This window comes from Kitasatospora sp. NPDC004723 (assembly GCF_040609255.1).
GTDB lineage: Bacteria > Actinomycetota > Actinomycetes > Streptomycetales > Streptomycetaceae > Kitasatospora.
Genome location: NZ_JBEXJT010000070.1, coordinates 1 through 19,532, shown reverse-complemented (window position 1 = coordinate 19,532; position 19,532 = coordinate 1). Strand labels below are relative to the sequence as shown.

22 protein-coding genes are annotated in these 19,532 nt (G+C 71.2%); 11 read left to right on the top strand and 11 right to left on the bottom strand.

Annotated elements, in window-relative coordinates; genetic code table 11:
* Window positions 1–43: 43 nt before the first annotated feature.
* The 4 genes from ABZW10_RS36855 to ABZW10_RS36840 all read right to left on the bottom strand — a co-directional run bounded on the left by ABZW10_RS36855 (window position 44) and on the right by ABZW10_RS36840 (window position 3,858).
* Complete coding sequence (locus tag ABZW10_RS36855; RefSeq protein ID WP_355375472.1) at window positions 44–781, bottom strand: SRPBCC domain-containing protein; 738 nt, start codon at window positions 779–781, stop codon at window positions 44–46.
* Window positions 778–1,419, bottom strand: coding sequence for a helix-turn-helix domain-containing protein (locus ABZW10_RS36850; protein WP_355375469.1), 642 nt, complete (start codon window positions 1,417–1,419; stop codon window positions 778–780). Before ABZW10_RS36850 ends, ABZW10_RS36855 begins: the two co-directional genes overlap by 4 nt.
* A gap of 123 nt (window positions 1,420–1,542) precedes the next feature.
* On the bottom strand, window positions 1,543–1,755 hold the full coding sequence (locus ABZW10_RS36845) for a cold-shock protein (protein ID WP_355375466.1): 213 nt from the start codon (window positions 1,753–1,755) through the stop codon (window positions 1,543–1,545).
* Window positions 1,756–1,839: 84 nt separating this feature from the next.
* A complete protein-coding gene (locus ABZW10_RS36840; protein WP_355375463.1) occupies window positions 1,840–3,858 on the bottom strand; it encodes a hypothetical protein in 2,019 nt (672 codons plus the stop codon).
* A 441-nt stretch (window positions 3,859–4,299) separates the two neighbouring features.
* Between ABZW10_RS36840 and ABZW10_RS36835 the strand changes: the two genes are divergently transcribed.
* Window positions 4,300–7,095, top strand: coding sequence for a LuxR family transcriptional regulator (locus ABZW10_RS36835; protein ID WP_355375461.1), 2,796 nt, complete (start codon window positions 4,300–4,302; stop codon window positions 7,093–7,095).
* A 115-nt stretch (window positions 7,096–7,210) separates the two neighbouring features.
* On the opposite strand, the gene ABZW10_RS36830 is transcribed toward ABZW10_RS36835, so the two are convergent.
* Complete coding sequence (locus ABZW10_RS36830) at window positions 7,211–7,714, bottom strand: hypothetical protein (RefSeq protein WP_355375458.1); 504 nt, start codon at window positions 7,712–7,714, stop codon at window positions 7,211–7,213.
* A gap of 589 nt (window positions 7,715–8,303) precedes the next feature.
* Here ABZW10_RS36830 and ABZW10_RS36825 point away from each other — a divergent pair.
* From ABZW10_RS36825 to ABZW10_RS36805, 5 genes are all read left to right on the top strand, one after another.
* Window positions 8,304–8,813 (top strand): hypothetical protein, encoded by a 510-nt coding sequence (locus tag ABZW10_RS36825; protein WP_355375456.1) that lies wholly within the window; start codon window positions 8,304–8,306, stop codon window positions 8,811–8,813.
* A gap of 62 nt (window positions 8,814–8,875) precedes the next feature.
* On the top strand, window positions 8,876–9,184 hold the full coding sequence (locus ABZW10_RS36820; protein WP_355375453.1) for a hypothetical protein: 309 nt from the start codon (window positions 8,876–8,878) through the stop codon (window positions 9,182–9,184).
* A 247-nt stretch (window positions 9,185–9,431) separates the two neighbouring features.
* Window positions 9,432–10,013 (top strand): hypothetical protein, encoded by a 582-nt coding sequence (locus tag ABZW10_RS36815; RefSeq protein ID WP_355375450.1) that lies wholly within the window; start codon window positions 9,432–9,434, stop codon window positions 10,011–10,013.
* Between the two features lie 156 nt (window positions 10,014–10,169).
* Window positions 10,170–10,703, top strand: a complete 534-nt coding sequence (locus tag ABZW10_RS36810) for a hypothetical protein (RefSeq protein ID WP_355375447.1) — start codon at window positions 10,170–10,172, stop codon at window positions 10,701–10,703.
* Between the two features lie 502 nt (window positions 10,704–11,205).
* Entirely contained in the window at window positions 11,206–11,466 is a 261-nt protein-coding gene (locus ABZW10_RS36805; RefSeq protein WP_355375445.1) for a hypothetical protein, read from the top strand.
* A gap of 12 nt (window positions 11,467–11,478) precedes the next feature.
* Here the strand turns inward: ABZW10_RS36805 and ABZW10_RS36800 are convergent, their stop codons facing one another.
* The 3 genes from ABZW10_RS36800 to ABZW10_RS36790 form a co-directional block, all read right to left on the bottom strand.
* Window positions 11,479–11,796 (bottom strand): hypothetical protein, encoded by a 318-nt coding sequence (locus ABZW10_RS36800; RefSeq protein ID WP_355375442.1) that lies wholly within the window; start codon window positions 11,794–11,796, stop codon window positions 11,479–11,481.
* A gap of 124 nt (window positions 11,797–11,920) precedes the next feature.
* Window positions 11,921–12,370 (bottom strand): hypothetical protein, encoded by a 450-nt coding sequence (locus ABZW10_RS36795; protein ID WP_355375439.1) that lies wholly within the window; start codon window positions 12,368–12,370, stop codon window positions 11,921–11,923.
* Window positions 12,371–12,538: 168 nt separating this feature from the next.
* Window positions 12,539–13,618, bottom strand: a complete 1,080-nt coding sequence (locus ABZW10_RS36790; protein WP_355375436.1) for a Gfo/Idh/MocA family oxidoreductase — start codon at window positions 13,616–13,618, stop codon at window positions 12,539–12,541.
* 114 nt (window positions 13,619–13,732) lie between these two features.
* On the opposite strand from ABZW10_RS36790, the gene ABZW10_RS36785 reads away from it, so the two are divergent.
* From ABZW10_RS36785 to ABZW10_RS36775, 3 genes are all read left to right on the top strand, one after another.
* Window positions 13,733–14,311, top strand: coding sequence for a TetR/AcrR family transcriptional regulator (locus tag ABZW10_RS36785; protein ID WP_355375433.1), 579 nt, complete (start codon window positions 13,733–13,735; stop codon window positions 14,309–14,311).
* A 226-nt stretch (window positions 14,312–14,537) separates the two neighbouring features.
* A complete protein-coding gene (locus tag ABZW10_RS36780; RefSeq protein WP_355375431.1) occupies window positions 14,538–15,275 on the top strand; it encodes an alpha/beta hydrolase in 738 nt (245 codons plus the stop codon).
* A gap of 337 nt (window positions 15,276–15,612) precedes the next feature.
* Window positions 15,613–16,014, top strand: coding sequence for a hypothetical protein (locus ABZW10_RS36775; RefSeq protein WP_355375429.1), 402 nt, complete (start codon window positions 15,613–15,615; stop codon window positions 16,012–16,014).
* Between the two features lie 80 nt (window positions 16,015–16,094).
* On the opposite strand, the gene ABZW10_RS36770 is transcribed toward ABZW10_RS36775, so the two are convergent.
* Entirely contained in the window at window positions 16,095–16,835 is a 741-nt protein-coding gene (locus ABZW10_RS36770; protein WP_355375426.1) for a VOC family protein, read from the bottom strand.
* Between the two features lie 125 nt (window positions 16,836–16,960).
* Here ABZW10_RS36770 and ABZW10_RS36765 point away from each other — a divergent pair, with 125 nt between their 5' ends.
* Window positions 16,961–17,773, top strand: coding sequence for a hypothetical protein (locus ABZW10_RS36765; protein WP_355375423.1), 813 nt, complete (start codon window positions 16,961–16,963; stop codon window positions 17,771–17,773).
* Window positions 17,774–17,837: 64 nt separating this feature from the next.
* Here ABZW10_RS36765 and ABZW10_RS36760 read toward each other — a convergent pair whose 3' ends face one another.
* Window positions 17,838–18,044 (bottom strand): DUF397 domain-containing protein, encoded by a 207-nt coding sequence (locus tag ABZW10_RS36760; RefSeq protein WP_355375420.1) that lies wholly within the window; start codon window positions 18,042–18,044, stop codon window positions 17,838–17,840.
* The gene (locus ABZW10_RS36755; RefSeq protein ID WP_355375417.1) at window positions 18,041–18,871 is read right to left on the bottom strand and encodes a helix-turn-helix transcriptional regulator; all 831 of its coding nucleotides are present in this window, start codon (window positions 18,869–18,871) and stop codon (window positions 18,041–18,043) included. The genes ABZW10_RS36760 and ABZW10_RS36755 overlap by 4 nt, the downstream gene beginning before the upstream one ends.
* A gap of 126 nt (window positions 18,872–18,997) precedes the next feature.
* On the opposite strand from ABZW10_RS36755, the gene ABZW10_RS36750 reads away from it, so the two are divergent.
* Window positions 18,998–19,252 (top strand): hypothetical protein, encoded by a 255-nt coding sequence (locus ABZW10_RS36750; RefSeq protein ID WP_355375414.1) that lies wholly within the window; start codon window positions 18,998–19,000, stop codon window positions 19,250–19,252.
* The last annotated feature ends 280 nt before the right edge of the window (window positions 19,253–19,532 follow it).

Below are 19,532 nucleotides of genomic sequence, written 5' to 3'. Positions count from 1 at the left end.
GGTGAGCGGTGGTCGGTGAGGGTGAACGGTGGCAAGCGGTGGATCAGGCGAGGGCGCCGGTCAGCCACTGCTGCCAGGCGGCCTCGACGCCCTCCGGCCGGGGGCCGAAGAGGTGGTGGAACATCAGGACCAGTCCGGCGCCGTGGTGGAAGGTGTAGAGGCCGTCGGCGGCACGGACGGCGAAGCGCTCGCCGTCCGCCCAGACCATCTCGCCGTCCAGCGTCGGCAGTCCGGCGGGATCGACGTGCACGCGCGCGCCGACGCCGGGCGGCTGCGGCAGGGCGAGGGCGCGGGCCAGTGCCGCGCGGAGCTCCTCCGCCGGCCGCCCGGGCACCGGGGCGACCGCGAAGACCGGGGCACCGGTGCGGCCGGGGAAGTGGACGAGGTACTCGCGCAGCGTGTGCAGGTGGAACGGCCAGCCGCTGCGCAGCGCGTCGTACTCGTCCTCCCAGTCGTCGCCGAGCAGGCCGCTGTGCACGACGCGGAGCACGGTGGCGGCGCCCTCGCGGCCCTCGATGAGGTACTCGAAGGCCATGAAGCGGCCGTTCCCGGCGGTGGCGGTGCGGGTGGCCAGACGCTTGCCGGGCTCGTAGGCGGTGATCACCGCGTCCTCGCGGTGGCCGCCGATCTCCATGGTCGCGGTGCCGCCCTCGCGCGGGTCCAGTTCGTTGCGGCCCATGAACCAGGAGTCCAGGCCCGGTCCGGTGGCGATCGCCGCCCAGACCTCGTCCGGGCCCGCCGGCAGGACGGTCTCCAGCTCGATCTCGAACGGGTGGGTCATCGTGCGTGCTCCGGTCCTGGTTCGACGGCGGGGGCGGGGTCGCCCGGTGCGGGGGCGGGGGCGGCGGGGATCTGGTGGAGCCCGACGACCACCCGGTGGGTGCGGCCGCCGGTCGCGGACTCGTCGTGGTAGCGGCTGACCAGGACGGCCACCGCCTGGGCGAGTTCGTCGGCGAAGGCGGTGCGGTCGGCCGCGGAGGCGAACCGCACCTGCGCGTCGATGCCGAAGGTGGCGACCCGCCGCCGGGCCCGGGCGGCGCCGGTGAGCAGCGTGCCCACCTCCTGCACCAGCCGGGAGCCCAGCGCCAGCAGCCACCGGGCGGAGAGCTGGTCGGGCGAGCGGGACGGGTCCGGGCTCACGGCGGCCAGCACGGCGGGCGAGATCACGTAGGAGGCGGCGGTGGCCCGGTACACCCGTTCGGTGACGTTGCCCTTGCGCCGTTCCTCGGCGAGTTCGACCAGTCCGTGCCGCTCCAGCTCCTTCAGGTGGTAGTTGACCTTCTGCCGGGGCAGGCCCAGCCGCCCGGCCAGCATGGCGGCCGAGCCGGGCTCGGCCAGGGCGGCGAGGATCCGGGACCGGATGGGGTCCAGGGACGCCTCGGCCGCGGCGGGTTCTTCGATCACAGCGACGTCCAGCACGTCTCCAGAGTGCGACCGACAAAAAAATTTGTCAAGGAAAAAACGCCTGTCGGTGGCGAGTCGCCCGGAAAACCGCGCGGGGCCCACGCGTGCGCGTGGACCCCGCTCCCGGCTGCTCCCGGCCTAGCCGGCGACCTGGACCTTGTCGGCCTGCATCCCCTTCTGACCCTGGACCGCCTCGAACGTCACCTTCTGGCCCTCGGCGAGGGACTTGAAGCCGCTCCCCTCGATCGCCCTGAAGTGCACGAACAGGTCAGGGCCGGACTCCGGGGTGATGAAGCCGTAGCCCTTCTCGTCGTTGAACCACTTCACGGTGCCGTTCTGGCGCTCGGCCATGTCTTCTCCTTGCACGCGGATCACGCTGACGGCGCCAGTCTCTCACGCAGTGGCGCCGGTTCAGCACGAAGCGTGACGGCGGACTCAGCTGTCCGCGTGCAGGTTCCCGTGGACCCGCAGATCGGCCTGGATCGCCACCTTCTCGTCGGCGGTGTGCAGGATCCACCCGGCGGTCTTGCTGCGGACCGACAGGTGGTCGTTGGCGTTGACCTTCCCGTGGAAGGCCGACTCCCCGCCGACCCGGAAGGCGTCCCGGACCGACACCTTCTCCTCGCTGACGTGCAGGATCCACTCGCCGCCGCTGCGGACCGACAGGTTCTCGTTGGCGTTCACCTTCTCCTCGAAGACCGACTCGCCGTGGACGGTGAGGGCGTACCCGCCACTGGTCGTCAGCTTGCCGCCGACCGTCAGGTCGCTCGCGGTGACCGTGCCGCCGACCTCCAGGTGCCGCAGCGGACGGACGTCGCCGTGGACGGTGAGGTCGCCGTCGACCACCAGGCCGCGGTTGGCGTGCACCTCGTCCTGCGCCTCCAGCCGGCCGTGGACGATCAGGCGGGACGGGCCCTCCTGGGTCTCCAGCACGTCACCGACCGTCAGCCCGCCCTGGATGGTCAGCCGCTCCTTCACCAGCGCGCGGGCGGTGACCAGGTCGTCCAGGTCCGCCTTGCCGGCCGCGACGGTCCCCCACTGCCGGCTCCCGGCGCCCTGGAACACGTTGACGCCCGCGGGCGGGAACTCGATCCACCCGGCGCCGCCGTCCCGGCCCTGCACCCACGCGGTGTTGACGCCGGTCACGTCGGCCCGGTGGGCGGTGACGGTGCCCGCCTCCTGCTGCGGGCCGTGGAAGACGTTCACGCCGCTCGCCGGGAAGTCGATCCCGCCGTCCGCCTCGCCCCGGCCCCGCACCTGCCGCGACTTCACCGTGTCCGCGTCCACCGTGCCCAGGTCGCGGTTCGGGCCGTGGAACACCTCGATGCCGGTGTCCGGGAAGTCGATCCAGCCGGCGCTGTCGGTCCGCCCCTGCACCCACTTGGTCTTCACGCTGCTCACGTCGGCCTGGTTCGCGGTGACGTTGCCCGCCTCCTGCTGCGGACCGCGGAAGACGTTGATGCCGCTCGCCGGGAAGTCGATCCACCCGTCGGCCTCGCCCCGACCCCGCACCAGCACCGTCTTCACGCTCTGGACGTCGGTGCTGTCGGCCGCGACCCTGCCCGGGACGTGGTTGCCGTCCTGGACCTTCTGGACCTCCACGCCGTCCGCGGAGAAGCGGACACGGCCCTTGTCCGCCACGCCCTCGATCCACGGCGTGCGCGTGCCGCTCCCGAACTCGGGGACCAGGGCGTGCACGGTGGTGGTGAGGAAGTAGCCCGCCTGCGGCCGCCCGGCGTCGGCCGCCGCGGCCACCAGGGTGTAGGTGGTGCCCCGCTTCGGGGCGTCGAGGAACGGGGAGTAGCTGTCCTGCGTCACCGGGCCCTGCCGGGACGCCGGAGCGTGGTGGACCTCGTTCCCCGCGGCGTCGAGAACCCAGTAGTCGAGGTTGTTGGGTCCGTCCCACTGCAGGACGAGGGGGGCCGCGGCGTCCGCGTCCAGCAGCGAGGTCTCCGCGCGGAAGTTGCGCGGCGCCTTCGACGTCTGCTTGGTCACGCCCAGGGTCGTGGTGTAGTGGCCCGACCGTTCGGCCACCACGGCGTCCCCGCCGTAGGACCGCTCGTGGATGCTCAGCCTGACCAGGCCCTCCGCGCGGGAGACGGGGATGTTCTCCAGCTTCAGGACCAGGGCCTCGCCGCCGCGCAGGGCCACCCAGTCGTCGTAGGGGTCCTTCGCCCGGAACCGCGAGTCGCCCTCCCGCACGACGGACGGCGCCACCCGCCAGACCCGCCCGCCCGTCTGGCTGATGCTCGCGTTGATCGCGGCGGGATTCTCCGTCAGGTGCTCGGGGTCCTTGCCGGTCGGGATCTCGATCTCGATGTACTGCCAGTTCACCGAAGCCTGGTGACTGTTGGACGCGATCACGTACACCGTCCCGACCGACGGGACCCCGTCGGTGGAGACGTGGAGCGATGTCGGATCCGTGACGATCTCGTAGTGCAGCAGAGCGGGCACGAGAGGACTCCCAACCTCGGCGTTTCACACGATGCGGGCAGGACGCGCAGCGGAGGACCGGTACGGGGGGTACGAGGAAGCGATGCCGACCAGCTATTCGACGGTACGCGCCGTCCGGCGGCCCACGAACCGCGATGCCGGGAGCTGACCCGAACCGGACCCCGGCTGGCCTGAACCACCTTGAGAAGAAGTCCACATGACGACACATCAGCTTCGAGGGAAAGGCTTCGCGCCGACCGGGACCGAGGCCGCCCGGAGCGCCCCGGCACCGGCCGGGACGGTACGGCCCGCACCCGCCGGCTCAAGATCCTGTCCAGCATGCCCGTCCGGCATACTGGTCGTGGCCAGCGCGTTCGCGGCCACGCGGAGGCACACCCCTTCCCGATCGAAGGGCGACCCCCGAACGGTGACGGCGCGGCAGGCCCTGGGGAGGGGACAGCTGTGGAGGACTGGCGCGCGTCCGGCGCACTCGGTACCGCGGAGCCGCTGATCGGCCGGGACGACGACCTGCGGCTGATCCGCAACCGGCTGCGGATCGGGGCCGGCGGCGGTGCGCTGCTGCTGGCCGGGGAGGCCGGCGTCGGCAAGAGCGCCGTCCTGGACGCGCTGGCCTCCTCCGCGCGGGCGGACGGCGTCCGGGTGCTCAGGGCGGCGGGTGTGGAGTTCGAGGCCGACTGCGGCTACTCCGGCCTGAACCAGATCCTCTTCCCGTTCCTGGGCGCCCTGGAACACCTCGACAGCACGCTGCGCGACGCCCTGCGGGTGGCGCTCGGCTTCGACGGCGGCCGGGCGCCGGAGCAGCTGCTCGTCTCCAACGCCGTGCTGCGGCTGCTGCAGACGGTGGCCGGCGGGAAGCCGCTGCTGGTGGTCGTCGACGACCTCCCCTGGGTCGACCACGCCAGTACGGCGGTGCTCGGCTTCGTCGCCCGGCGGGTGGCCGGACTGGGCGTCAGCTTCGTGGCGGCGGCGCGCACCGGCGAGCCGCGCCCCAAGGGGGCCGACGCCCTCCCCGGCTACGACCTCCCGCCGCTCGACGACGAGTCGGCGGCGCGGCTGCTCGGCAGCAGGTTCCCCGGCCTCGCCCGCGGCGCGCGCCGGCGGCTGCTGGCCGAGGCGGGCGGCAATCCGCTGGCGCTCCTGGAGCTGCCGGCCGCCCTGCGGCCCGCCGCCGCGGACTCCCCCGCGGTCCTGCCGCTCAGCAGCCGGCTGGAGACGCTGTTCGGCTCACGGGTCACCGGCCTGCCCGCCGCCGCCCGGCGGCTGCTCCTGCTGGCGGCCCTCGAAGGGACCGGTGACCTGGGCGTGCTGCAGGCGGCGGCCCGCCGTGCCGGGAGCGGGTCCGGCCTGGAGGACCTCGCACCGGTCGAACGCGAGCGGCTGGTGCAGATCGAGGAGGGCGGGCAGCGGCTGAGGTTCCGGCACCCGCTGATCCGCTCCGCCGTGGTGGCCCAGGCGCTGAGCAGCGAGCGGCGCGCCGCGCACAGGGCGCTCGCCCACGCGCTCGCCGACCGGCCCGAGCGGCACGCCTGGCACCTGGGCGAGGCCACGGTGGAGCCGGACGAGGAGGTCGCGGCGCTGCTGGAGCACGCCGCGGGCCTGACCCTGCGCCGCGGGGACGCCGCCGGGGCGATGCGCACGCTGATCCGCTCGGCGTCCCTCTCCCCCGCGGGCCCGAACCGCAGCCGCCGCCTCGCCGAGGCCGCCTACCTGGGCGCCGAGTCCACCGGGGCCCTGTCCAGCGCCCGCAAGCTCCTGGACGACGCCCGCCGGGCCGCCCCCGAGGCGTCGCTGCACTCCGCCACCGCGTCCGCGATGCTCATGCTGAACGGCGACGGCGACGTGGCGGCGGCCCACCGGCTGCTGACCGGCGCCATCGAGTCCGCGGCCGGGGCGCACGGCTACCGGGCCGACGACAAGGCGCTGGTCGACGCGCTGCACGTGCTGGCGGTGGTCTGCTTCTTCGGCGCCCGGCACGACCTGTGGCAGTTCTACTACCGGGCCGTCGGGCGCCTCACCCCGCAGCCGCCGGCCGTGCTGGCCGTCCTGGGACTGACCTTCTCCGATCCGGCCCGCACCGGGGCGGCGGCGCACGGGCAGCTCGACGCGCTCATGGCGTCGCTGTCCGGGGAACCCGACCCGGTGCGGATCACCCGGGTCGGCACCGGAGCCCTCTACCTCGACCGCCTCGGCGAGGTCCGCGACGCGGCCTGGCAGGTGGTGCGCGCGGGGCGCGACGGCGGCCCGGCCCGGCGGTACATCTCCTCCCTCATCCACCTCTGCCTGGACGACTACCTCACCGGGCGCTGGGACGAGGCCGTCGAGCTCGCCGACGAGGGGCTGGGGGCCTGCGAGGACCACGAGTACAGCGCCTTCGCCTGGTACTTCCTCTACATCCGCGCCATCGTCCTCGGTGCCCGCGGGCACGCGGAGGAGAGCCTGGCGACGGCCGGGCGGATCATCGGCTGGGCCGCGTCGCACGGCGCGCCCTGCGCCGCGCACTACGCCCACCACGCCGCGGCCGTCGCGGCCCTGGGTCGCGGGGACTACGCGCTCGCCCACGAGCACGCCGGCGCCGTCAGCCCCGCCGGCACCCTCGCCTCGCACGCCCCGCACGCCCTGTGGGTGGCCGCCCACCTGGTCGAGGCGGCCGTCCGCGGCAACCGGCGCGAGGAGGCCGCCGCGCACGTGCGGGCGATGCGCGAGGCCGGCCTCGCCGCCGTCTCCTCCCGGCACGCCATGCTGACGGAGGCGTCCGCCGCGCTGTGCGCCGAGGACGACGAGGAGGCGCTGCGCCTGTTCGCCCTCGCGCTCGGCACCCCCGGCGGGCAGCGGTGGCGCTTCGACCACGCCCGCGTCCAACTCGCCTACGGCGAGCGGCTGCGCAGGGCCCGGGCCACCGCCGGGTCGCGGGCCCCGCTGCGCGCCGCGCTGGCGGCCTTCGAGGAACTGGGCGCCCGGCCGTGGGCCGAGCGGGCGGTGAAGGAACTGCGGGCGACCGGCTGGGGCAGGCGCCGCCCGGACGCCGCGCACGGCAGCGCACTGAGCGCCCAGGAACGGGAGATCGCCGATCTCGCCGCCTCCGGCCTGACCAACAAGCAGATCGCCGAACGCCTCTTCATCTCCCACCGCACGGTGGGCGCCCACCTCTACCAGATCTACCCGAAGCTCGGCATCACCTCCCGCGCCATGCTGCGCGACGCCCTCAACGCGCTGCCCGAGGACCCCGCCGCTCCCTGACCGGCGGACCACGACGACCGGGCGCCGTCACGGCGCCGGTCACTTGCCGAGCGCGTGTCGGGCCCCTGGAAACCTCCGACGCGCGGAGGGGGCCCGGCCCGGGACACGGCTTCGATCAGTCGGCGGCGGCCCCGCGCACGGCCCGTTCCCAGAGGTCCAGCCCCGCGCGGAGGAGTTCGCGCACGGCCGCGGTCTCCTCGACCGTCCAGGCCTCGTCGCCGCCGGCCGGATCGAGGGCCCTGCCGCCGAAGATCTTCTCGTAGGCGCTGTCGTGGACCGGTCCTTGGGCGGGAAGGGACGGGTCGGCCCGCACGCTGCGGGCGAGGTCCTCGAAGAAGTTCCAGGCCTCCAGCAGCAGTCCCGCCGAGGCGGAGTCGAGGTCCGGCCGCTCGGCCCACCGCCGCACGACGAGCAGATCGAGGTCGCCCTCGCCCTCCCAGATGAGCTCCCAGCCGTTGCGATCACAGCATTCCTGCAGCGGCGCGCGCTCCCGGAACGCGAGCAGGCGCCCGAGTTCGTCCACGGCGAGCCGATCGGGCTCATCGCCGTCCCCGGACCGCCAGATCACCGTCAAGTCCCCTCTCCTGGTCCCGATGCGGTACGGGAAGTGGTCGGCCATACGGATCTCCCTGATGCCGTGTCGGCAGGCCCCGACCGGGAAACCGGTCGAGGCCCGTGCGGTGCGGCCCGCGAACGAAGGGACCGGCAATTCCCCTTCCGCTAAGCCGCCGATTCCCACTATAAATGGAGGAAGGAAATCCAGATCCTGGGCCGCCGTCGGACAATTCCACCGGCCCAGGAGGTTTCCGACTGTTCGCCCTATGGGCGGCAAGGACGCCCGAGAGACCAAATTCCCGCAGCCGTACGACAAGGTCCAAGATTTGACCGAAATATGAGTCGCATGCGATTCATCGTCATTCGATCGAAACCGCCGGGATCGGGAGCAGCCCACGGTCCGTTGACCGTACTGACCGCTCCCGGGCCCGGCCGGTCCCCGGTGGTTCAGTTCCCGTCCCTGCTCCAGTTCAGGAAGTGTTGTCCGTGAAAGCCAGATTCCTCTTGGTCTTCATCGTCTTCGGCGCCTCTACATCGTGTGTTGCGCGTTTCCGGGGCTCTGGGTGGCGCTCATGGAGCGTGCGTTGGCCGAACACCGCAAGGCCGGCGTGTGAGCGCCAGGCCAATCTTCAGCTTGGGGAGTACCGATGCCCTTGAGGCGCACCATCCTGGCCGGGCTCGGAGCGATCGGCGCAATGGCGTTGAGCGGCTGCTTCATGTCGGACCCGGAGCCGCCCTACCTCGGCTTCCGGGTGTCCACGGGACAGGTCGAGGTGTTCGTTCCGCTCTGCCAGGGTGAATCGATCACTGAGATAAGCGGCGCTGATGTGACCGGCAAGCGTCGGGAGCTGTTCGCTGCCGCACGCCCTACGGTGCCCGAAGCGGGCGCGGGGAGGGTCGTGGTCCTGGGAGCGTCGGGCTCCGGGCGCTCGGCCTGGGTGCCGACAGGCTTCGCCGAGCGGAAGGTCCATGAGGAGGTGCCGGCCCTTCCGAAGCTCCTGGAAGTCGGCTACCGCTCCGCTCTCGCCGATTCGGCAGGAGTGGTCGACACGGAGAAGGCCGCAGATGTCCAGACGCCCGGTCAGTACTGGACCCGCAAGGGAGCCCGCACGGCCGAGCAGATCAGCCGCCAGCTCAAGTGCAACGCCACGCGGTCATACTGACGGCGTACCCTGTCGGTCGGGAGATCCCGGTCCGCCCGACAGCGCCGGCGCCTGGAGGTTTCATGGTTGATCGCGAACTCTGCGGCTCGAACAGGCACCTCGTCGTCAGGGCCGAACCGTTGGACGGTCCGATCCATGCCGTTTCAGGGTGGAGTGCGCTGAAGTACAGCCTTGCAGGCATAGGATTCATGGCCGCTCTCTCAGCCTTCCTGTTCGTGGTCGCCGGCGTGACTCCCGGAGTCTTCGTCATCACCCTTTCGCTGGCCCTGTTGGTCGTATGCTCAGCCTGCTTCTTGGTAGCGGGGCACAACTTCCCATGCGCGGTCAAGAAGTCACTGGTGACGGTGTTCGACTGGTGGCAGTCCATCTGACGGCCTTGAGGCCAGCAAGCCACTGATCCGGCTCCGTGCGGAACTGAACTGAACGAGAACACTGCCCGGCAGCCGCCCACCGGTCGGCTGCCGGGCAACACCGCTTCCGGCAGAGAGGACGACGGCATGGCGACGGCGTACGGTCCGGGAGAGGGCCGACCGGTCCCGTTCCCTTGCAAAGGGTCCTTCGTCAGGCTGGACTCGGAGCACTCACCTTCGCGGCGGCGCGAGATCCGGAGGTAGCACGATGATCCACTCCCGCTTGGCAAGAGCACTCGCAGCGGTCCTGTGCTTCACCGTCCTGGTGGTGCTCAGCCTCTACTGGGTCGGCATGCTGCCCACCGACTCCCTCGTGGGAACCACGGCCCGGGCCGGAGTCGGAGGAATGCTCGCCACGGCGACGATGGCTCTCCTCCGCTATCTTGTGTCTCTCATCCGTACGGGACAGGACGGCGGCGGGGACCCTGAGCCTCCCAACACACCTGGCCCGCAGCCCGGCCTCGGGAGGCATCCGATCGGCCCGCCAGATCCTCCTGGCGAGCAGAACCGGCGGCGTTCTGCGGCGAATCGGTTCTGGGCTTGGGACCGGGCCATGGGTGGGCAGCGGCATCCGACGCGGATCCAGAAATGGGTGGCCCGACACCCGGTCGGCACTGGCCTCTGCACCGCTGTGTTCTTCACCCTCTTCTTCTTGTTGCTGTCACTCCAGGAGCCGAACGCCCTGCTCGCTGTGATCTTCGGGCTGCTCATGGGGCTGGTCTTCGGTCTCACGGCGACCTCGGAGCGGCTCCGGCAGCGTCGTCTCAAGCGTCTGGGATTGTGGGACTGATCTTGCAGGGGCCCGGGACCTTGTCGGTGGTCGGCGGCGTCGGCCACGACGTCGCCCGGGCACGATCGACACCCATCTCATCTGGCTGATCCGGCTCCACGACGGTTTGATGGTCGAGATGTGGACCTACCACCGGGGCGGGGGCGAACGGATCTCATGAAGTTCGAACGGCACGTCGGGTTCGGGGAATGGCAGTCGCCTGCCAAGGAGCGCAAGCGCTGTGCGAGTGCGCAGACGGCTCTGGGCGAGGCCGTGCTCCTCCGGGGGCGGGCGACACAGGGTGGCGTCGAGGCGCAGTGGGACGGGTGGGAGGAGTGGGTGATCACCCTCGCGGGAGTCGAACTCATCGTCCTGCGGGACATCGCCGTGCCGGGCCTCGCGGCACGCCGGAGGATCTCGAAGGCGGTCCACGGCACTCTCCGCGGTGCCGAGCTGAAGGTCTCCGGCCGGCGGACGTTCAGGCCCGGCAGCCGGTACGTCGTCTTCGAGACCCCGGGCGGGTCCATCAGCTTCAGGCCGCAAGGGCTCGGCGTGAGGGTGCTGGACGGGCAGGAGAACCTCCTCTCACACCGGGTCTCGGGTCAGTGGCAGGAGACGGTGTCGTCCGGGGACGTCATCGGTGCCATCTGCGTTTTCGAGTGGGGAGGGCTGGACCACTTCATGGATTCGCCGCTCATGACGCTGTTGTAGCGATGTGTGTCCGAGGGAATGGGATCGAAGTACCCGCTCGGCGAACCGAGGGAGAGGGGGCCGGCCATGGACGATCCGGGGCGCAGCGGCGAGCAGGACGAGGGTCCGGTCGGGCAACCTCGCTGGGATCCTTTCAGCGATCGACGATTCCGGGTGGAAGCGCTCGTGATCCTTGTTGTTGTCGCAGTCCTCAGCGTGTGGCTCCTGCCCGACGGCGAGAGCCTGACGTCCCTTCCGCTCGTGGGACTCATCCTCGGATGGCGCGGAAGCGTCCTGAGGAAGAGGAACCGGAAGCCCTGACCGTTCCCGGTGGTCCCCCGCACGCGGCTGCTGGACGTCGGCTTCGGCTCCGGTCGCACATCGCGGACGTCATGGCGTCGGGCGGCGCGGTAGGGTCGGCGCGACAGTCGTAGGTCGGGAGGGATGTGCCGTGAGGTCGGTCGAGATATCGCTTCGGGACCCCGCGGAGAAGCGGACGCTCTCGTCGGAGCAGATCGCCACTGTGACGTCGGACCAGGAGCCGGGCGAGGTCGCGACCCACGGGGTGCTGATCGGGACGCGGCTGTGGCCGATGCGGGGTCTGATCGCTGCCGCCCTGGGGGTCGGGCCCGAGCGGGTCGGCAACGTGGCGGGGCTCAGGGCCCTCGACCGGCTCGGCCTGCGGACGTTCAGCCTCGTCCCGTACGACGAGAAGGGGAATCCGGTGCGGGCCGAGCGCGCGGTGCGTGACGCGGACAGGTCGCGCCGGGCCGCCCGGAGCTGATGGGCCCCGGCCCTACCGGCTGGCGTCGCAGTCCTGGCAGCGGCTCACGGCGGAGCGCTTGAGGTTTCCCGCGGTGGCGTGCAGCGGGCCGGAGTCGGAGAGCCGGCGCCAAGCGCCCGGGGCTGGGTCCAACACCCACCCGTAGACCGGGGGTTGCACGTCGGCCGGGACGATGTGGGGGCAGCCGGGCAGGTGGGCCTTCCGGCTGGCGTGGATGATGATCGCCGACGGCGGCCAGCCGTCCCACTCGGTGCCCGGCGGGGTAGCGACCGCCCGCGCCGGCGGGGCGCAGTCCGCGCAGTTGCTCAACTCGTGGCGACAGTAGTCCATCGATCCTCTCCCCGTCCGGCTCGCGCCCGAGTCTACGGGCGCGAGCCGGGCCTACCGATCCTCCGGGCCTGCCGATCCGCCGGGAGAGACGGGCCGCTCAGGATGAGGTCGACGCGACTGGACGCTAGGAGTGTTCCAGGCTCACGTAGCAGGTGTAGTTCGATCCTGGATCATTGGAGGGCGTGCCGTTGTAGCCGTCCTCCCAGCCACTGGAGCCCTCGGGAAAACCGGTGTAGGCCTCCTGCTTGGCGCCGCCGATCCAGAAGTGCGCCTCGCGGTCGTTGTTGACGTCCTTGTCGAGCACGCAGGAGAAGTTGTTCTTGCACCAGAACTTGCCCGACGAGCCGCTCTCCGAGACGAATTCGACGTACCAGTAGTCGAATTCCTCCGAGAAGGCACCTGTCTGGTAGTGCCGAAGGAACGGTCCGGCGTCGGTCCCGTCCTCCATGTGGGGGATCTCGTAGGTGCTGGTCTCAATGCCGCTCTTCGATGCGCTGAACTTGATCACGACCTTGTCGATCGCACTGCCCCAGCGGTTGAAGAACCTGACGTTGATCGTATGGTCGGTGGCCATGGCGCCACCTCCTTGATCGGATCGCGAATGGTGGCGGGCAGGCAGGTGACGGCCGTCACGCTCCGGAGTCGCCCGAACTCCCCGCGTGTCCATTCTTCTCCCGATCGAGTCGCGACGCGACCGGCACTCGCCCCGGATTTCGAGATTTCGGGGGCGCCGCCGCGCAGCTCACGGAACCTGCTGCGGGCTCGCCGTGGCCGCCGAGCGTTCGATGGCGGCGAGCAGCCGGTGGTAACGCAGGCCGTCCGCGAAGTCGGGGTCGGGACGGCGCCCCTCGGTGATGGCGGCGGCGACGTCCTGGTAGAGGGCCGCGATATGGGCGGGCGTGCCCGCCGGGACGCTCGCCGGTACGGTCCGGTAGGAGTCCGGCACCGCCAGGAGTTCGCCGTCGACCCGGATCTCCCAGTCGCCCCAGTGGATGTACGCCGCCCCGTCCGCGGGGGTGGCGGTGAGGGTGCCGGTGCTGCCGGCGAGCTTGAGCAGGAACCCGTCCGCGACCCGCGCGTGGCCGCCGTGGATGGTCGCCGAAGCGGTGGCGCCGCTCTCCAGCAGCCCGTGCAGCAGCACTTGGTCGGGTGCCCCGTTGGCCTCGGTGCGCTCCGTGCCGGCGACCCGGACGCGTTCGTGCAGGCGGGGAAGTCGGGCCGAGACCTCGGTGAACCGGCCCGCGACCCGTTCCAGGGTCGCCAGGAAGTGGCCCGCCATGATGGTGAGGATGGAGTTCCCGGCGGCGGCGTCGAGGCTCCAGGCCAGGTCGGCCGGGATGCTGGTGCCGCCGAAGGGGTCGCCCGCGGCGATGAGCGCCGCCGATTCGAGCGTGCCGATCCGGCCCTCGGCGACCAGGTCGGCGACGAACCTGACGCTCGGGGAATGGTGACCCTGGAGGACGACCGCGTGGCTCACGCCCGCTGCCTCGGCGGCGTCGGTCAGTTCACGCGCCTCCTGTTCGCCGACGGCCAGCGGCCACTCGGACACGACGTGCTTGCCCGCCTCCAGCGCGGCGCGGATCACCGCGGCGTGCCGGGTCACCCGCACCGAGACGACGACCAGGTCGACGTCCGGGTGGGCGGCGAGCATGGCGGCGTCGGCGAAGGCGTGCGGGACGCCGTGTGCCTTGGCCACACGGTCGGCGCTGGCCTGGTTGGTCGTCGCGACCGCGGTCACCTCGTACTCGGGGAGTCCCTTGAGCGCGGGCAGGTGCGAGCCGTCCGCCCATCCGCTCGCCCCGACCACTCCGACTCGGATCATGCTGTACCCCCTAGTTATGTACCTATCGGTAAGAAACTAGGGCGGGGGCGGGCGGGGGCGCAAGGGGTAATGTACCGATAGGTAAAAAACTTTCCGGGGAGCACGGAGGACACCATGCCCGGCGGACGCCCACGCTCGTTCGACGCCGACACCGCCCTCGACCGAGCCCTGGAGGTCTTCTGGCGGCAGGGCTACGAGGGCACCTCGCTGATCGACCTCACCACCGCCATGGGCATCAACAAGCCCAGCCTCTACGCGGCCTTCGGCAACAAGGAGGAGCTCTTCGGCAAGGTCCTCGCCCGCTACCTCGAAGGCCCCGGCGGCTACACCTCCGCCGCGCTGGAGGCGCCCACCACCCGCGAGGTCGTCCGGCTCCTGGTCCACGGCGCCGTCGACCTCACCACCGGCCAGGAGACGGCGCACGGCTGCCTGTGCGTCAAGAGCGTCCAGGCCGGCGGGCCCGACGCCGAACCGGTGCGGCGCGACGCGGTCGCGGCCCGCAAGGCCGGGGAGGCGGCGCTGCGCCGACGGCTGGAACAGGCCGACGACCTGCCGCCCGGCCACGAGCCGGCCGACCTCGCCGTACTCGTCCACACCGTCTCCGACGGCATCGCCGTCCAGGCCGCCGCCGGACGCACCCGCGAGGAGCTGACCCGGGTCGCCGAGTCGGCCCTGCACGCCCTGTTCGACTGACCGGTCCCGGCTGCGGCAAGGCGGTGTCCCGGGCTGCGGAGGTCGCGCCGAGAAACCCGCTTGGCGAACTGCGGCGATCACTGCTAACTTTCCGGAGGCCGTGCGAGAGAAAGAGGAGGTGGGACCTGTGAACGCAGTATCGACATGGGTGCTCCCCTCCGGGGCCACGGTCGGGCGATAGGTCGTCCGGGAGCGCCGTTCCAGAGCACTCCCGAAAGGCACGACCGTGCACTTCACTTCCGAGAACCTCCTCGACGACGGCGTCCTCGAACGCGAATTCACCCTCGGCGAGATCCCCGGCATCCTGTGGACGCCCGGATCCGCCTCCGCGCCGGCCCCGCTGATCCTGATCGGCCTTCCTCCGCTCGGACTGCGCACGATGTACCCCCGGGTCGCCGGGCGGGCCCGGTACTACGCGGCGGAGTACGGCTTCGCCGCGGCCACCATCGAACTCCCCGGCAGCGGCGACCGGCCCCGATGGGACGCCGCCGAGCAGGCTCGCGCCGATCTGCGCCGGGTGATGCAGGCCGGCGAGCCGGTCACCGACGAGATCGTGGACGCGCTCGTCCTCCCGCTCGTCGACAGGGCGGTCCCGGAATGGCGGGCCGCCATGGACGCCCTGCTGTCACTGCCGGAGATCGGCGGCCCGGTGGGGTACGAGGGAGGCGTGATCTCCATCGGCGTCCGACTGGCGGTGGTCGAGCCGCGCATCGCGGCCGCCAACCTGTTCGCCGGGAGCTTCGTGCCCACCGCGATCGTCGAGGATGCCCGCCGGGTCGCCGTCCCGTTGCAGGTTCTCCTGCAGTGGGACGACGAGGGGAACGACCGGCAGGCGGCACTGGACCTGTTCGACGCGTTCGGGTCCGAGGAGAAGACGCTGCACGCCAATACGGGCGGGCACACCGGCGTCCCGCACTTCGAACTCGACGCGGGCGCCCGCTTCTTCGCCCGGCACCTGAAGTGATGCCGGGCTGTAGGGCCGCCGACGCCGGACGCTAGGCGCCGCCGGCCCTACGGCGTGGGGCCCCTGCCGATGCGGCATGGGCCCCACGCCGTCAGATCATGTCGGACCGTGCCGAAGGCCGAGCTGGATCGGGTGCGCGGGCGTGTCGGCCCAAGGTGGGTAGAGCTCCTGAAGGCTCCCGGCACGGGTGGGCCACGGGGAGGGAACGGGTATGGAACTCCGGCCTGTTGAGAGCCGCCGGTCGTGGCGAAATCCGGTGAAGTCACGGCGGGCGGCTGCGGAACTGGATTCGCCGCTGGGAAGGATCACCGTCTTCAGGGGACCGGTCGGTGCCTCTGTGTCGCTCGGGGGCGCCATCGAGCGCTGGGAGTTCGTGCTGGACGGCACCGAGATCCTCTCGGTGGACGGCATGGGCCCGCCGGGCTACCCGGCCCGGCGCCATGTGAAGGGCGGGGTCGAGGTCTCCCTGCTCGGAGTGAAGGGACGCCTCACCCGCAGGCGCACCCTCGGGGCGCGAGGCCGGTTCGTCAGGCTGGAGGCCGGTGACACCGTGTTCGTCGCCAGGGCGCGATTCCCGCGGAACCGCGTCGTGGACTCCTCGGGTGCCGAGCTCGCGGACTTCACCGGACGTGCCTGGCACTTCCGCGCGCCCGAGCGCGGTGTCGTCGCGTTCGCGGCCCTTGTTGTCGCGGCCGACCTCGAGGCGACGCTGGCCTCGCCGTTGTCGGAGATCTGCTGAGCGGAGCCCCGACCGGGAAACCGGTCGGGGCAAGCGCGGTGAGTGTGCGTCGGACGGAGTCGAATGGCCGCCGGCCCGGGTCAGAGAGGGCTGAGGAGGCAGAACTCGTTGCCCTCCGGGTCGGCCAGCACCGTCCAGGAGACCGCGGACGGGTCGAAGCCGCCGGGGTCGGTCGCGCCCAGGGCACGCAGTCGGGCCGCTTCCGCTTCCGGGTCGTCACCGGGGTAGGGGCGGACGTCGAGGTGGACGCGGTTCCACACGCTCTTGCTGTCGGGGGTTCGGACGAACTCCAGGTAGGGGCCGACGCCCGTGGCGGACCGCATGGTCGCGGTGTCGTCGGTGACCTCGTGCACCGTCCAGTCCATCGCCTGGCCCCAGAACCGGGCCATCTCCCGCGGGTCGGCGCAGTCGACCACCACCGCGGCGATCGGCCCGGTGCCCTGGTAGACCGGGCGGGGCTCCAGGACGCAGAACTCGTTGCCCTCCGGGTCGGCCATGACCGTCCAGGGGACGTCGCCCTGGCCCACGTCGGCGAGCGTCGCGCCGAGAGCCTTCAGGCGCTCGACCAACTCCGCCTGATGGGCGGTCGAGGTGGTGGCCAGATCGATGTGCACCCGGTTCTTCACCGTCTTGGGCTCCGGGCGGGCGACAATGTCGATGCAGACGGCCACGGGGTCGGGGTAGGCGAAACCCACGGGTTCGAGGTTGGTCACGCCGGGTCCCTCGCTGTCGACACCCCAGCCGAGGGCCTCCGCCCAGAACCGGCCGAGCGCGGAGTCGTCCTGGGCCTTCATGTTGATCTGCACGAGTCTTGTTGCCATGCAGAGGATCCTAGGAGCCGCCATCGGCCCAGGCCAACGCCATTTGATGCGAGAGACCACTGCGGTCCGGCCATGGGACGCCAATGGGGTGGCGTGCGGCTGCCGGTGCCCGCCATGCTGGCCGCGTGGCCGATCGAGCGAACTTCGTCGTGGTCCGCGAGAGCGGCGAGTACGAGCTGTATCTCGACCGCTGGGGTGCGGTGGGCCTTGATCTCGACCTGCTGGCAGGACCTGCCGAGACGCTCTCGACGGTCCGGCGGCTGGGGGCGGACGGGTGGTGGCTGGACGACGTGTACTGCCAGGGAGCGGCGCTGATCGACCTCGGCCGGAAGGTGCTGCTGGTGTTCGCCTGGGAGGGGCCGAGCACCGTGATGCGGTACCGGGCCGCGACCCTGGAACTGCTGCGGGACGCATGGCCGGGGTGGGACGTGCGGTGGATGTACGACGGTCCCGCCGAGTTGCGGACCTATCTGGGACTGGACCCGGAGCCTGTGCGTGATCGCGGGCGGGACACTTTTCGAGGAGTGGTGCTGGAACCGGGGCACGAGGAGCTGTTGGACCCCGAGCCGACGGTCATCGTGGTGACCGTCGGCTCGGAGCACTGCTACGTGGTGGCGAACGTCTCCGACCATCCGGTCCGGGAGGGCGCCGCACTGCTCGACCGGCTGCAGGGCGGCCCCGAGCACGGGATGTGCAGGGTGCCCGCCGATGCCGGCCTCCACATCGATCCGGCGCGGCGCCAGGTCGGGTGGTGGGTGCTCGGGGCGACGGCCGAAGCGTACGAGATGGCGGAGCGATGGCCCGGCTGGACCGTGGAGTTCTGGCAGGACTCCTGGCAGGAGCACGTCCGGCTGGCTCCGGACCGGTTCCGGCCTCCGCCGGTCGACCGTGGGCGCGCCCTGGCAGAGGTTCGGGCAACTGCCGCACGGCGCCGGTAGCGCGACGCCACAAGCAACGGGCCCCGACCGGGAATCCGGTCGGGGCCCAAGCAGTGAGCTTGCGTCAGACGGTGTCGAACTCGCCCGCCTGCACGCCGGCGACGAACGCGCGCCAGGCAGAGGCCGGGAAGACGAGGGCCGGGCCCTCCGGGTTCTTGGAGTCACGCACGGGAACGGCGCCCGGGAAGCTTGCGGAGACCTCCACGCACTCGCCGCCGTTCGTAGAGTACGACGACTTGAACCATGTGGCGCCGGACAGGTCGGGGTTCATGAGGCAAGCTCCCTTCGAGCCTTGTCGATCAGTGCCAGAGACGCCGTCTTGGGCAGCGCCTCAACCACTAGCTGATCGTACTGCCTCTCCCAGGCCGTGACCGCGTCGCGGACTCGTTCGAGATGGCCTCTAGCGTGTGATTCGGCGTAGCCGACCACCGAGCCGTCCGGCAGGTCCAACAATGTCACCGGCAGAGCGAAGGGAAGGTTCTCACCCAACCGGAATGGCGCCACCTGGATCGTGACATTCGGCCGCGCAGCGAGTTCCTCGATGTGATCGAACTGCTTCAGCATGACGGCACGCCCTCCTACAGGCCGAGCGAGGCAACTCTCGTCCAGAACTGCGTGGATGAGCGGCAGCTTCTGCCTGACCAGGAGCCGCTGCCGGACGGCCAGTACGTCCACTCGCTCCTCGGCCTCCGCCTGCGTGATCGCCCCACGCTGGACAGCTGCGAACGCCAGGGCCTCCGCATACTCCGGCACTTGCAGAAGTCCAGTGACGACGGTCAGCGCGAAGGTCCTCAGACGACGACACCGAGCCTCCGCGTCAGCGAACTCGGGGAACCCCTCCAGCAGGCTGGCCTTGGCGATCCGGCGCCACAGCTCATAGAAGGTGCCGCCGGTTTCGAAAACCTCATCAGCCTTGACTGCGAAGTTAGAGGTTACCGCCTTCTTCGCTCGTTCGACGTAGGAGATCATGGCATCGGAGTAGCCCATCCGGCGCCCAAGCTCCACCTGTGACCAGCGCATGGCCCGCCTCATCCTGCGCAGTTCTATTCCGAAGCGCATAAGGGGAGTCGACGTTGCATCAATCTCGGCGTCAGTCATAGCGGCTGCCACCAGTTAACCCGTCGGAACGGTCAAGGTTAGACCCTGGCAATCGTAAACCGCCGCGGGCCACTATGGCTACACCCCGTGAGAGATCCGGGACCCTGCGCAACCAATGGAGCCCCCATGCCCAGTCGCCCCCGCATGCCCGTTTACACCCCCACCGTCGGCGAGGTCGTCCAGGACCTCGGGCACCGGGACTTCTCCGGCAAGCCCATCGAGGCCGTGTACATGGACACCCTCGCCGGGCTCGTCTACCTCCGCCCCGAATCCGGCGGGTGCGAGTGGACCACCAAGCCCGAGTTCGTCCAGGCCCTCGCCGAGCCCCGCTTCACCACCGTCCAGCACCCCAGCCGGCCCCGCGTCGCCGACGCGGCGTGAAGCTGCTCGCCACCGTCCTCGGCGTCGCCACCCTCTCCACCCTCGCCGCCGCGGCCGTCTGCTGGCCCATCCACAACGGGCCGCTCGCACCGCAGTTGCTGATATCCGGGCTGATCCTCACCGCCGGCATCTACGCCGGACTGCCCGCCTGCTTCACCTGGCTCTCGCCCAACAGGAGCACCCCATGCTGCACCACCTCCCCGCCATCCTCACCAACCCGCCCCGCCGACGCCTCGGCCACCAGGCCCTCATCCTCAACCGCGACGGCGCCGTCCTCCTG

Coding starts and splice junctions, on each gene's coding strand:
- ABZW10_RS36855 (WP_355375472.1), bottom strand. CDS start 781: ATGACCCACCCGTTCGAGATCGAGCTGGAGACCGTCCTGCCGGCGGGC.
- ABZW10_RS36845 (WP_355375466.1), bottom strand. CDS start 1,755: ATGGCCGAGCGCCAGAACGGCACCGTGAAGTGGTTCAACGACGAGAAG.
- ABZW10_RS36830 (WP_355375458.1), bottom strand. CDS start 7,714: ATGGCCGACCACTTCCCGTACCGCATCGGGACCAGGAGAGGGGACTTG.
- ABZW10_RS36820 (WP_355375453.1), top strand. CDS start 8,876: ATGGTTGATCGCGAACTCTGCGGCTCGAACAGGCACCTCGTCGTCAGG.
- ABZW10_RS36815 (WP_355375450.1), top strand. CDS start 9,432: ATGATCCACTCCCGCTTGGCAAGAGCACTCGCAGCGGTCCTGTGCTTC.
- ABZW10_RS36810 (WP_355375447.1), top strand. CDS start 10,170: ATGAAGTTCGAACGGCACGTCGGGTTCGGGGAATGGCAGTCGCCTGCC.
- ABZW10_RS36800 (WP_355375442.1), bottom strand. CDS start 11,796: ATGGACTACTGTCGCCACGAGTTGAGCAACTGCGCGGACTGCGCCCCG.
- ABZW10_RS36795 (WP_355375439.1), bottom strand. CDS start 12,370: ATGGCCACCGACCATACGATCAACGTCAGGTTCTTCAACCGCTGGGGC.
- ABZW10_RS36790 (WP_355375436.1), bottom strand. CDS start 13,618: ATGATCCGAGTCGGAGTGGTCGGGGCGAGCGGATGGGCGGACGGCTCG.
- ABZW10_RS36785 (WP_355375433.1), top strand. CDS start 13,733: ATGCCCGGCGGACGCCCACGCTCGTTCGACGCCGACACCGCCCTCGAC.
- ABZW10_RS36770 (WP_355375426.1), bottom strand. CDS start 16,835: ATGGCAACAAGACTCGTGCAGATCAACATGAAGGCCCAGGACGACTCC.
- ABZW10_RS36760 (WP_355375420.1), bottom strand. CDS start 18,044: ATGAACCCCGACCTGTCCGGCGCCACATGGTTCAAGTCGTCGTACTCT.
- ABZW10_RS36755 (WP_355375417.1), bottom strand. CDS start 18,871: ATGACTGACGCCGAGATTGATGCAACGTCGACTCCCCTTATGCGCTTC.
- ABZW10_RS36750 (WP_355375414.1), top strand. CDS start 18,998: ATGCCCAGTCGCCCCCGCATGCCCGTTTACACCCCCACCGTCGGCGAG.